The sequence below is a fragment of the Sphingobium cyanobacteriorum genome, assembly GCF_030580935.1.
Taxonomy (GTDB): Bacteria; Pseudomonadota; Alphaproteobacteria; order Sphingomonadales; family Sphingomonadaceae; genus Sphingobium; species Sphingobium cyanobacteriorum.
Map to the genome: position 1 here is coordinate 19733 of NZ_JAUQOM010000004.1, position 12777 is coordinate 32509.

Sequence of the window (12777 nt, forward strand, 5' to 3'; positions counted from 1 at the left end):
TATTTGGGCGGTGCGCGGCGCCTTGGCCGGTCAACTGCCCCTTGCGCGAAAGACTCGTCCCCCTTCGTCAGTTTGGTGCCCGCAGCCGGCGCTGCAACGCGGCACAAGTCGGTCATCCGCGCACGATGATCTGCGACCTCCCGTGCGGCCAATTGCCAAGCGCGGCCGAGCCCGGAAAGTCGATCGACAGGTCAGCGGTAAACACGAACCCTTCATCCGTATCCCCAAGGCGCCCGTCATCATCCTGTCGCGCAGCGTCGCGATCCAGCTGCCGTGACCGACACCAAGCGGTCGGTTCCGGGCGACAAACCCCATAACGGCTTGCACTTCTTCGCCACCGGGCAGCACATTCCGATCATCGCGCGCAGGATTGGGTATCGATGATCGTTTCCATAGTGCGTGGCGATCCGCCGATATGCCGGCGCGACCTTTCATTCCCAAGCCACTTTCGACTGGATGATCATGATGGCAACATGGCGCACGCAGACATGGGAACTGTTAATCCATGCTATGGTCATGCCCGCACCTGCTTTTATTCCCGCTTGATCCCGCCACTCACGCCCGCTCGTTAGCACTCTGTCCAGGACTAATCAATCGGACAATGAAATATTGCGCATTTGCCGTTCGGTGCACCGCTCGGGGGTCGACGCATAGCAAACCCGCTGATATGCACCGGACAAGAGCGTCGTATTCCCCCATGAATAATATTGGATCGTGTCAATGTCGCTGGTCATACTGGAACGCGCTGAACGCATCGCGACGGTCACTCTTAACCGGCCAGAGGCGCTCAATGCGCTGTCCCTGTCGCTGCAAACGGAACTGGCGCGCATATTTATCGAGCTTGAGCAGGATAAAACGGTCGATGTCATCATCCTGACCGGGGCGGGCGAGCGTGCCTTTTCCGCCGGCCTTGACCTCAAGGAATTGGGACAGGGCACGATCACCTTTGGCAGCGATAGCGACGCCCAGGATTGTGTGGCCGCGCTGTCGAAACTGACCAAGCCCGTGATCGGCGCGATCAACGGCATCGCCATCACCGGCGGCTTCGAACTGGCGCTCGCCTGCGATATTCTTATTGCCTCCCCGAATGCGCGGTTCGCCGACACCCATGCGCGCGTGGGTGTCATCCCCGGCTGGGGCTTGTCGCAGCGATTGTCGCGGATCGTCGGCATCTCGCGCGCCAAGCAACTATCACTGACGGGCAACTTCATTGATGCCCAAACCGCGCTTGCCTGGGGTCTGGTCAACGAAATCCTGCCGGTCGACGGGTTGATGGTAAAGGCCAGGGCACTGGCCGCCGACATCGCCAGCGCCGATCCGCAAATGATAAAGCGGTACAAGAATTTGATTGATGTCGGCTATGGCATGGCCCTGGCCGATGCCTTGGCACATGAAGGTCGGGAAGCATCCGCCTATAACAGCCGCTTGAATCCTGAAGCGCTCGAAGCGCGCCGTGGCGCAGTGCTGGACCGGGGCCGCACCGCTTGAAGCTGAAGCAGGCGCCTGACAGAATGATCGTTAAAGGGAAGGATATCTTATGCTGTCAGGCAGAATAGCGCTTGTCACTGGGGCCGGTCGGATGCGCGGCATTGGACGAGCAGCTGCGCTTCGCCTCGCGGCAGACGGCGCCGCTGTCGTCATATCCGAAGCACCCCGTGACCCGGCCAGTTTCCCCGACGACGAAAAGGCCGTTGGATGGCGCGGCGCGGCGAGCATCGCTGATGAGATCAGGACCGCCGGGGGCCGCGCCATGGCGATCACCTGCGATGTGACGCAGGCTGACCAGGTAACCGCGATGTTCGATCAGGCCCGGCGCGAAATCGGCGTGCCCGATGCCATCGTCAACAATGCCGGCACCGCAGGCGGCGCAGGATCGTCGCCGATCATCGATCTGGATGACAGCTTGTGGCAGCGCACGCTAGATATCAATCTTAACGGCACCTATTATGTGTCGAAGGCTGCTGCGCGGGCGATGCGCGAAGCCGAAAAAGGCGGTGCGATCGTCAATCTTTCCTCTCTGGCCGGGCGGACAGGCATGGCTGGCTATGGCGCCTATTGCGCCTCGAAATTCGCGGTCATCGGCTTTACCCAGCAGTTGGCGCAGGAGCTTGTCCGTATCGGCATCCGGGTGAATTGCGTGTGCCCGGGTTCGGTGGACACGGATATGATGGACGGCACCTTTCAGCGCACCGCCGACCAATCCGGCCGGGTCAATTTCGATCAGGTCAAAAAAAATGTGGCGCGCGGCGTCCCCATGCGTCGGCAAGGCCGGCCCGATGAACAAGCCGCGATGATCGCCTTCCTGCTGAGTGAGGAAGCATCCTACATCACCGGGCAGACGATCAATGTGGATGGCGGGGTCCGAATGGATTGAAGCATATGCCGGTCCGCCGCTGCCTCGGAGGCTTGGCGGATCGATCCTGCGCAGGCGATCAGGCACCCGTTTGGCCACCCCAGCACTGCCGCCAGCGCGTAGAAATCCTCAGGCGGCCGGATATCGGTTGGCATCGGCGTACCGTCGAAGTCGGTGTGATTGCTGGTATCGAGCATCCGCGAGAAAGAGAAACCGGCCGCGCCCAGATCCATCGCCTCGTTAAGCAGAGCCTTGAGATGCGCCATCCATTCCGGGAATGTTTCCCATGTCCAGGCCAGCGCGGCCAGCAGAACCCGCTCTGTGCTTTCCATCATCGCCATCGTGCTTTCGCGCATTTCCGGGCGAGCCGGAGCCTGGCCAAAGCCGCAGCGGGTGATCAGGGTCGTCGTGGCGCCGTGCGACGTACGGGGCGAGCAATACGGATCCCAATGGACCTGCGCATCAAAATGGGCGTGCGGATCAATCGCGCGGGGCGCGACGATCAGGCCATTGGCGTCTATTGCCAGCTTGGCCTCAACAGGGCCAAGGTCTTTCGAGATTGCCGCGATCACGCCGTCTTTGGCGGCAATGTCGCCTTTGCCTGCGGGTGAGCGGTCGCCAGCGATGACCGTGCAGGCGTAATAGCTGGCGTGGGTGCCTACAACGCGTAAGCGATGCCGACAGCCCACAGCAGCACCTCGAACTGATCCACATGCACCCTAGCCAGATGATGGCGGCGGCGAGGTGTACCCTCAATGTCCCCCAGTTTAGAACTGATAGCCAAATTGCAAGCCATAGGTGCGCGGTTCGCGGGCTGAGGAGAAGGAGAAGAGGCCCGCAACCGTCAGCGCCGCATTGGGGCCGCGATCGTCGGCCAGGTTGCGACCATAGGCGGTCACGCGCGCCTTATGGCCGTTGAGGTCGAATTCCAGCGTGGCGCTGGCATCCAGCAGGCCCTGGCGATCGGACCGCACGCGCGGATCGTTGCCGCCCACGATCACGACGCCGCTGCTGCTGGTCGTGGTCGGGCCAACCGAAATCTGCTGGTCATAGGGTGCGATGTTCCGATAGCTGACATTGAATTTCGCTTCGCCAAAACTGACCGGCACAACATAGTCAGCGGTGAGCGACAGGGTTTCGCGCGGATTGTAGATCAGGTTATTGGCCGAATAGTCGAACGTGGTCAGCACCCCGCCGACCGGCGCCTGGGTAATGAAATTCTTGAACTTGGACCGCAACAGGCCCAGCGAGGCAGTCAGCGTCAGGCCGGTGGCCGGCTTGGCGACCAACTCCGCCTCTATGCCCTTGATGCTGGCCGACCCGACATTGGTGACGACCGTTTCATTGCCGATGCCGCCGGAAATGGGGATCGTCGTATTCTGCTGGAGGTCGCTATAATCGGAATAGAAGCCCGCGACATTGAACAGCAGCCGCTTGTCGAGAAACGCGCTCTTGAAGCCCAGTTCATAGGAATCGACCGTTTCAGCGCCATAGGGCGTCGTCGAGGATATGAGCGTCTGCCCACGCCCTGACAGGCCCCCCGCACGATAGCCCCGCGACCAGGAGGCATAGAGCATCAGATCATCGGACGGCCGGAAATCCAGCCCGACCTTGGGTGTGAACTTGCTGCCGGAGTAGCCGGCTTTGGGGAACTGGTTGGGCTCGACGAAATTCTCGTTGGTCTTTTTGTCATGTGTCCAGCGACCACCGAAGGACAGGCGCACCCTGTCGATCAGTTGGAGGTTGAAGTCGCCGAATAAAGCATAGGATTGCGATGTGCCCGTCACCGTTTGCGTGGGGGCTGGAAAGCCTCCGAACTGGGTATATTGCGTCAGATTATATTTCGAGTCGTAGAAATAGGCGCCCACGACATAGTCGAAGCCATCGCTGATCTTGCCTGCGGCCCGCAATTCCTGGCTGAACTGGCGGAAATCCTGCACCCGGTTGACGAAATAGAGATTGGCGCTGGTGGAATCGAAATCCTGCGTCTGATCCTCGTCCGATTTGCGATAGCCGGTGATCGACGTCAGCTTCACCCCGCCCAGGTCCAGGTTCATCTCCAGCGTCGCGGCGGGCGCGGTATAGTGCGACCGGGTCGGGCTGCCGAACACGGTGTAGAGATCGTCCGTCGTGTTGCGGTTGCACTGATTGGCCGGCGCGGCGGCGACCAGACCGGGGACACCGATCACCGCGTCCAGAATGGCCTGGTTACAAAAGGCTTCGCTGCTGTTGGAAATACTGGAATTGACCGGCTCGAAATCCTGCACCTGCTTTTCCAGCGTCAGCAGCGCGTCGAAGTTGCTGGAGGGGGTGAACAGGATACTGGCGCCGAAATTCTCGTTATTGCTCTTGCCCACCCGCTTGTTGCGGATGACGTTGCGATAATAGCCGTCACTTTGATTGTGGAAGTAAAAAGCCTTCGCTGCCAGCACGCCATCCACGACAACACCGACCGTAGGATCAAAGGATTTTTCCACGTCGGCGAAGGTCAGGCCGCGGATCGACACGTTGGCGGCGGCCGCCCCGCTATTCTGATTGGTGATCAGCACGTTGGGTGCCGCACCCTGAAGATCGCCGATGTTGATTGCGGCCTTGTTTTCAAGCTGCGCGGACGAAAAGGCGGTGATCGCGATGGGCGTCTGTTGCAGCGTTTCGTCACGGCGACGGGCGGCAATCTGGTATTTCAGGGCCGCATCGACGGCCAGTTCAACGCCTATGCCGCCGACAGCGGCAAGCTGTTGTGGCGCTTTTCGGCGCAGGCGCCCGTCACGGCCCCACCGATCAGCTATGCGGTCAATGGCAAGCAATATGTCACGGTCATCACCGGCATGGGCACCAGCGGCGCAGCGTTCGGCGCCCTGTTGCCGGTCAGCATAGATTATCGCACCCAGGCACGCCGCATCCTCACCTTTGCGATCGGCGGACGGGGGACTTTGCCGGCATCGCAGGCCGCGCCCGTTACGCCGACGAACGATCCCGGCTTTGCGCCCGACGCGCCTGCGGAGGCGCGCGGCATGCTGACCTATGCCCGGCATTGCGCCGTATGCCATGGAGTGGATGCGATCGCTGCGGGCCACGCGCCCGATTTGCGGGCATCGTCGGTGCCGCTTGATCCGGCGACCTTCGCCACTGTCGTTCGCGACGGTGTGCTGGTGCCGAACGGCATGCCGCGCTTTGAAGAATTTGACGATGCGCAGTTGGCGGCGCTGCGCCAATATATCCGACGCAGCAATGCCGACTGGCGCGCGCATGGCGGCGCGAAGTAAGCAATCTTGCTTGCGGCAGACCGCCCGTTTGGCGGCGATCGGGGGTTTGCGCTTTGGCAATTCCGATCCCGCCCGCTATAGGCGCGCCTCGTGCAACGGGGAATCAAGACAGCGCCATGGCTCGCAAACATCCAAAGCAAGGCAGCTATGAAATTGTCCCTGAGGACAATGAGGCGGAGGCTCAGGCGCCGGACCTGGCCTGCTGGCTGTGTGGCAGGCCTATGGGAACAACCACCGTGTGGCATCATCCCGTCCCCAAAAGCCGGGGCGGACGGGACGTGGTGCCAATGCATCCGATCTGCCAGCAGACGCTGATCACCAATTTCACCAATTCGGAACTTCAGCGGCATGGCATGGACGTCGGCGCCTTGCTGGCCAACCCTGCCGTGCGGAAATTCGTCGATTGGGTCGCGACCAAGGAGCCGGACTTTACCGCCACGACGGCAAAGAAGCGGCGCTGATCGCCTGTCTCATTTACACGTTCCGCCCACCGGCCCGCTTGCAAAATGCGATGTGGACCGCCATTTCCGGCGCGTTCGATATGGCAAAGGGGTTTTTGCAGCATGACGACTGATACCGACGCAGCACCGCAGGTCCACGCTTTTGAGGCGGACGTGTCGAAGCTGCTGCACATGATGGTGCATTCGGTTTATTCGGACCGTGACGTTTTCCTGCGTGAACTGATTTCCAACGCCGCCGATGCCTGCGAAAAGCTGCGCTATGAAGGCATTGCGACGCCTGCGCTGCTGGGCGACGACGCGCAACCGCGCATCAGCCTGATCCTCGATCCCGAACAGGGGCGCCTGACGATCGAGGATAACGGCATCGGCATGACCGCCGCCGACATGGGCGAGACGCTCGGCACCATCGCCCGGTCGGGGACCAAGGCATTCATGGACCGGCTAGCGGCCGATGCGGGCAAGGAAGGGTCGCAGTTGATCGGCCAGTTCGGCGTCGGCTTCTATTCCGCGTTCATGGTCGCGCGCGAGGTCGAGGTCTTTTCCCGTCGCGCTGGCACGGACGAAGCGGCGCGGTGGCGTTCGGACGGACAGGGCACCTACATGATTGCGCCCGTGGACCTGAACGAAGCGCCCGCGCGCGGCACCCGCGTCGTGCTGCATCTGCTGGACGACGCCAAAACCTATGCCGATCGCTTCACCGTCGAGCGCATCGTCAAGGCGCAATCGGGCCATGTGCCCGTGCCGATCACCCTGTTTGAAAAGCCAGACGCGGAAGGGACGGCCATTGCCGACGGCGCGGCGCTGTGGCTCAAACCCCGCGCGGAGATCAGCGAGGCCGATTATGCCGACTTCTATCGCAGTGTCGCGGGTCAATATGATGCGCCAGCCCGCACGATCCATTACCGGGCGGAAGGGCGGTATGAATATTCGGTCCTGACCTTCATCCCGCAGACCAAGCCGTTCGATCTGTTCGACCCCGATCGCAAGGGGCATATCAAACTCTATGTGCGCCGCGTGTTCATCACCGACGAGGCGCAAATCCTGCCCCGTTACCTGCGCTTCGTCCGGGGCCTGGTGGATTCCGCCGACATGCCGCTCAACATGTCGCGCGAGATGATCCAGGACAGCCCGGTGCTGGCCACGATCCAGAAAGGCGTGACCGGCCGGATCCTGAGCGATTTGCAGAAGGTCGCGGACAGCGACCCGGATGCCTATCGGCAGATATGGGAGAATTTCGGCCCCGTCCTCAAGGAAGGCCTGTATGAGGATTTCGAACGGCGCGAGACGCTGCTCGGCCTCGCCCGGTTCAGGACGACGGCGTCGCAGGATGGCTGGCGCTCGCTCAAGGACTATGTCGCCGACATAAGGGAAAACCAGACCGCCATCTATTATGCGACCGGCAGCGATCTCGACCGCCTCGCCACGTCGCCGCAACTTGAAGGCTTTCGCGCGCGCGGGATCGAGGTGCTGCTGCTCCCCGATCAGGTGGACAATTTCTGGACGACCGTGGGCATCGACCATGACGGCAAGCCGTTCAAGTCGGTCACGCAAGGGGCGGCTGATCTGAGCCTCATCCCGCTGACACAGGATGGCGAACAGCCCGAACAGCCCGCAACCGGCGACGTCGACGCCTTCCTGACCTTCGCCAGGGAGGCACTGGCCGGCGCGGTGTCGGACGTGCGCGCGTCCGAACGCCTGACAACGAGCGCAGTATGCCTGGTGGCCCCCGAAAGCGGGATGGACCGTCAGCTTGAAAAGCTGCTCGCCAGCGCCGGACAATTGCCGCAGGCGGCGCTCCCCGTGCTGGAGATCAACCCGGCCCATGCGCTGATCCGCAAACTGGCGGCGGCGGACGAGGCGGACGGGCTGAAGGCCGACCTGGCCCATCTCCTGCTGGATCAGGCGCGGATCGCCGATGGCGAGCAGCCCGCCGACGCCCGCGCCTTTGCCGAACGGCTCGACAGGCTGATGCGCCGCGTCGTCGACTAGGGGCATGGCGGACAGCGCCCCCTATCGCCAGATCGGCATCGTCGGCACGGGCCGGGTCGCCCGCGCGATCGGACTGGCGCTGGCGCCCCATTCCGCGGCGCCGGCGCGGATATGGGGGCGCAATCCCGACCATGCCGCGGATGCCGTGGCCATAATCGGCCATGGCTGTGCCGCGCGGAACCTGGCCGACATCGGGCGGACATGCGACCTGATCGTCATCGCCGTATCGGACGATGCGATGGGACGGGTCATTGGCGATCTTGCCACGCTCGACGGTCCGGCATCGCCCTTCGCCTTCCATGTCAGCGGCGGCAGCGGGGCCGCCTTGCTGGCGCCGTTGCAGGACAGGGGGTGGCTGACGGCCGCCATCCATCCCGCCATGACCTTCACGGGCGATCCGCAGGCCGAAGTCGCCCGGATGACGGGTGCGCGCTTCGCCGTGACCGGATCGACGCAACAGGCCAGCGTCGCGGCCCGCGCCGTCGTAACCCGACTGGGCGGGGTGGCGGTGGACGTCGCCGAAGCGCATCGGCCGCTCTACCATGCGGCCCTGTGCCATGGCTCCAACCACCTCGTCACCCTGATCGCGGACGCCTGCGAAGCGCTGGCAGCGGCGGGCGTGGATGATCCCGCCGCCCTGATCGCCCCGCTTGCGCGCGCCGCTCTCGACAACAGCCTCGCCAGTGGGATGGCGGGCCTGTCCGGTCCGCTGCTGCGGGGCGACGAAGGCACGATCGCGGGGCATGTCGCCGCCATGCGTCAGGACTGCCCGCCGCTGCTGGCGCCCTATCGGGCCATGGCACGCGCGACGCTCGATGCGCTGGAGCGGGCAGATGGCACGGCGCGTCCCGATTGCCTGCGGGCCATGCTGGATCAGACGCCGTCATCGGGAATTTGCTGACCACAGGGCAACCATTACCCGCGCGGAATGTTCTGCGGTTGCCCTCGGACGAACTGGAGCGACGATGACCGCGCGGACCATGCTGCAATTCTTCCACTGGTATTATCCCGACGGCGGCAGATTGTGGGGCGAGGTCGCGGACAAGGCGACCGCCCTTGCCGACATGGGCGTCACCGACATTTGGTTGCCGCCCGCCTGCAAGGGCGCGTCGGGCGGCTGGTCGGTGGGCTATGACATATATGACCTGTTCGATCTGGGCGAGTTCGACCAGAAGGGTTCCGTGGCGACCAAATATGGCGACCGCGCCGGGCTGGTGCATGCGGCCCAATCCCTGCGCGATGCCGGTATCGGCGTGATCCACGATGTCGTGTTCAATCACAAGATGGGCGCGGACGAGAAGGAGCGGGTGCAGGTGCGCCGCGCCGATCCGGAGAATCGAACCGATATCGAGGATCATGTTTTCGAAGCATCGGCCTATACCCGCTTCACCTTTCCCGGACGCAACGGCCAATATTCGCAGTTCATATGGGATATGAAGTGCTTCAGCGGCATCGACCATATCGAAGACCCGGACGACGACGGCATATTCCGGCTGGTCAACGAATATGGTGACGGCGAATGGAACCGTGAAGTCGATGATGAAAAGGGGAATTTCGACTATCTGATGGGTTCGGACGTCGAGTTTCGCAATAATGCGGTCTATGAGGAACTGAAATATTGGGGCCGCTGGCTACCGGAGCAGGTGGTGTGCAACGGCTTCCGGCTCGACGCAGCGAAGCATATTCCGGCCTGGTTCTTCCGCGACTGGGTGGGCCATGTGCGGGAAACGGTGGATAGCGAGTTGTTCGTCGTCGCGGAATATTGGCACCCCGACATGGCGGTGCTGCGCCAGTATCTCGACCAGGTCGACAAGCAACTGATGCTGTTCGACGTGGCGCTGCATCATCGCTTCTTCGAGGCGTCCAAGGCCGGCGGCGATTTCGACATGCGGACCATCTTCGACGACACGCTGGTTTCCGCGCTGCCCGATCATGCGGTAACATTGGTCGCCAATCACGACACCCAGCCGCTTCAGGCGATGGAGGCATCGGTCGAACCCTGGTTCAAGCCGCTGGCCTATGCGTTGATCCTGCTGCGTGAGCAGGGGGTACCGTGCCTTTTTTATCCTGATCTTTACGGCGCGCGCTACAGCGATCAAGGCGATGACGGCCAGTCGCATGAGGTGGACATGCCGGCAATCGCCTGCCTGCCCCGGCTGGTGGAGGTGCGCAAGCGCTTTGCCCATGGGCCGCAGACCGATCTGTTCGACGACCCGCATTGCATCGCCTTCGTCCGCCATGGCACTGCCGAAGCGCCGGGGTGCATCACCATCCTGTCGAACGGCGAGGGGATGGACAAGACCGTCGAACTGGGCGCGGACCATGCGGGCGTGCGCTATCGCGACTATCTGGGGCATTGCGAGGAAGATGTCGTGGCGGACGATCATGGCACGGTGACGGTTCGGGTGAACGGTGGCAGCGTCAGCGTGTGGTCAGCCTGTGACGTGGGATGAAGCGCGCAGACTAACTACGCGCGCAAGGGCTGATGCGGCGCAAATGCCCAGGTCTTTCCGCGCTGAACCTCCGGCGGGCTGGGCCAGGCAAAGCCCGATGTCATCCGGGGCGCTTGCCACTGGACGCGCTGCGACATTTATCCGAACAATATCGCACGGCGTCCCAGTCGCGCTCCCATTTTTTGCGCCACGCAAAGGGGCGGGCGCACGTTGCGCATATCTTGGTCGGAAGGGTCAGTTTCTTGTGAACCATCATCATCCCCTGCCGCCCGCGACCGTCATCCTGGCCCCATGACCATCCTTATACCGATATTGGGCGATCAACTCACCCATGATCTCGCTTCGCTGCGCGACGTGGCGCAACAGGACGCCGTCCTGCTGCTGATGGAGGTAGCCGACGAAACCACCTATGTCCGGCACCATAAATGCAAGATTGCGCTGATTCTGTCGGCGATGCGCCACTTCGCGCAGGAGGCGCGCGCGGCGGGCTGGACGGTCGATTATGTCCCGCTCGACCATCCGGACAATAGCGGCAGCTTCACGGGGGAGGTCGCCCGCGCCATTGCCCGTCACCATCCCCGGTCCATCCGCATCGTCGAACCGGGGGAATGGCGCGTCAAGGCCATGATCGAGGGCTGGGCCGCGCGCTTCGGCCTGCCGGTCGAGATACTAAGCGACGATCGCTTCATCTGCGGGATTCTGGAATTTCAGACCTGGGCGCAGGCGCGCGGCGATCTCGTAATGGAATTTTTCTACCGTGCCATGCGGCGCAAGACCGGATTGCTCATGACCGGCGACGGACAGCCCGAAGGGGGCGCGTGGAACCTGGACAAGGACAATCGCGCGCCGCCAAAACAGGGGCTAAACTACCCCGAACCGATGCATTTCACCGCCGATTCCGTGACAAATGACGTGATTGTGCTGGTCAATGACCGTTATGCGGATCATTTTGGACGGCTTGAAACCTTCACGCTGCCGGTCACGGAGACGCAGGCCCGCCGGGCGCTTGCCCATTTCATCCGCACCGCGCTGCCTGATTTCGGCACGTATCAGGACGCGATGGTGACGGGACAGGACTGGCTCTACCATAGCTGGCTCAGCCCCGCGCTCAACCTTGGCCTGCTGACGCCGCTCCACGTCGCACAGGCCGCTGCGGACGCCTATGCTGCGGGCGACGTGCCGCTGAACGCGGCCGAAGGCTTCATCCGCCAGATCATTGGCTGGCGCGAATATGTGCGCGGCTATTACTGGCTGGAAATGCCCGATGTCGCACAGGCCAACGCGCTGGATGCGACGCGGCCCTTGCCCGATTTCTACTGGACCGGCGAAACCGACATGCTTTGCATGGCCGAAGCGATCCGCAACACCCGCGATCATGCCTATGCCCATCATATCCAGCGCCTGATGGTGCTCGGCAACTTCGCCATGCTGGCCGGCGTGCGGCCTCAGGCGGTCGCGGACTGGTTTCTTGTCGTCTATGCCGATGCCTATGAATGGGTCGAACTGCCCAATGTCATCGGCATGAGCCCGCATGCCGACCGCGGGCGACTGGCGACCAAGCCCTATGCCGGCGGGGGCGCCTACATCAATCGCATGTCCGACCATTGCGGTCGCTGCGCCTATGATGTGAAGCAGAAGGTCGGCTCGAAAGCCTGTCTGTTCAACGCATTATATTGTGAATTTCTAGCCCGGCATGAACAACGCTTCCGCCGCAACCGCCGCATGGTCCAGATCTATGCCAACTGGGACAGAATGAAACCCGACATCCGCGAAGCCTATCGCGCCAGCGCCGCCACATTCCTCGACAGCCTCGAACCAGCGGCACCGGGCTGGGCGCGCTGAACGCGAGCAGGCCGAACGCGTTGGCGGATCGGATCGCCCTTCCAAATATACGATAAAATTACGTTTATGTTAAATTTTATCGCCGGCATGGACCGCTGAGATAGCGGACCATCATGATGCCTGGCCGTCAGGATCGCGCTGGCGCGGCGGGATATGGCTTGCGATCCCATGGCATCGGACGAACTGCTCCAGATTTCTGATTTTACCTTATATTCCAAATATTAGATGATCGTATCTTATGTGTAATATCAAAAGATGCGCAACGCCCTGTTCAAGGATTTTCACCTCATCCCCGCGCCGACGGGTATCCCTCTCCTGAGGCAACATCATGATGATAGCCTGGGAGATGGCTTTCCGCCTGCGCGGGGATGGCGATGAAGCATGCGGGCATCGGCATGGCGCACCGATCCCCA

Annotated in this window: 11 protein-coding genes; 8 read left to right on the forward strand and 3 right to left on the reverse strand. The window is 62.3% G+C overall.

The window, feature by feature from the left end; genetic code table 11:
• Positions 1-720 precede the first annotated feature (720 nt).
• The gene (locus Q4610_RS10450; protein ID WP_304535891.1) at positions 721-1488 is read left to right on the forward strand and encodes an enoyl-CoA hydratase; all 768 of its coding nucleotides are present in this window, start codon (positions 721-723) and stop codon (positions 1486-1488) included.
• 49 nt (positions 1489-1537) lie between these two features.
• Positions 1538-2374, forward strand: a complete 837-nt coding sequence (locus Q4610_RS10455; RefSeq protein ID WP_304535892.1) for an SDR family NAD(P)-dependent oxidoreductase — start codon at positions 1538-1540, stop codon at positions 2372-2374.
• Here the strand turns inward: Q4610_RS10455 and Q4610_RS10460 are convergent.
• Together Q4610_RS10460 and Q4610_RS10465 are read right to left on the reverse strand one after the other, a co-directional pair.
• On the reverse strand, positions 2323-2925 hold the full coding sequence (locus Q4610_RS10460; RefSeq protein ID WP_304535893.1) for an amidohydrolase family protein: 603 nt from the start codon (positions 2923-2925) through the stop codon (positions 2323-2325). The genes Q4610_RS10455 and Q4610_RS10460 overlap by 52 nt on opposite strands.
• A 195-nt stretch (positions 2926-3120) precedes the next feature.
• Entirely contained in the window at positions 3121-5112 is a 1992-nt protein-coding gene (locus Q4610_RS10465) for a TonB-dependent receptor (protein WP_304536066.1), read from the reverse strand.
• Between Q4610_RS10465 and Q4610_RS10470 the strand changes: the two genes are divergently transcribed.
• The 5 genes from Q4610_RS10470 (at position 4996) to amyA (ending at position 10522) form a co-directional block, all read left to right on the forward strand.
• Entirely contained in the window at positions 4996-5619 is a 624-nt protein-coding gene (locus Q4610_RS10470; protein ID WP_304535894.1) for a c-type cytochrome, read from the forward strand. The genes Q4610_RS10465 and Q4610_RS10470 overlap by 117 nt on opposite strands.
• 116 nt (positions 5620-5735) lie before the next feature.
• On the forward strand, positions 5736-6080 hold the full coding sequence (locus tag Q4610_RS10475) for a hypothetical protein (RefSeq protein WP_304536067.1): 345 nt from the start codon (positions 5736-5738) through the stop codon (positions 6078-6080).
• A gap of 102 nt (positions 6081-6182) precedes the next feature.
• Positions 6183-8069 carry a molecular chaperone HtpG gene (gene htpG, locus Q4610_RS10480; RefSeq protein WP_304535895.1) on the forward strand — a complete coding sequence of 629 codons (1887 nt, stop codon included), beginning with the start codon at positions 6183-6185 and terminating at the stop codon, positions 8067-8069.
• A 4-nt stretch (positions 8070-8073) separates the two neighbouring features.
• The gene (locus Q4610_RS10485) at positions 8074-8970 is read left to right on the forward strand and encodes a Rossmann-like and DUF2520 domain-containing protein (RefSeq protein ID WP_304535896.1); all 897 of its coding nucleotides are present in this window, start codon (positions 8074-8076) and stop codon (positions 8968-8970) included.
• 64 nt (positions 8971-9034) lie between these two features.
• On the forward strand, positions 9035-10522 hold the full coding sequence (gene amyA, locus Q4610_RS10490; RefSeq protein WP_304535897.1) for an alpha-amylase: 1488 nt from the start codon (positions 9035-9037) through the stop codon (positions 10520-10522).
• Positions 10523-10622: 100 nt separating this feature from the next.
• On the opposite strand, the gene Q4610_RS10495 is transcribed toward amyA, so the two are convergent.
• A complete protein-coding gene (locus Q4610_RS10495; RefSeq protein ID WP_304535898.1) occupies positions 10623-10781 on the reverse strand; it encodes a DUF2256 domain-containing protein in 159 nt (52 codons plus the stop codon).
• A 32-nt stretch (positions 10782-10813) separates the two neighbouring features.
• On the opposite strand from Q4610_RS10495, the gene Q4610_RS10500 reads away from it, so the two are divergent.
• Positions 10814-12364, forward strand: a complete 1551-nt coding sequence (locus tag Q4610_RS10500) for a cryptochrome/photolyase family protein (RefSeq protein ID WP_304535899.1) — start codon at positions 10814-10816, stop codon at positions 12362-12364.
• Positions 12365-12777 lie beyond the last annotated feature (413 nt).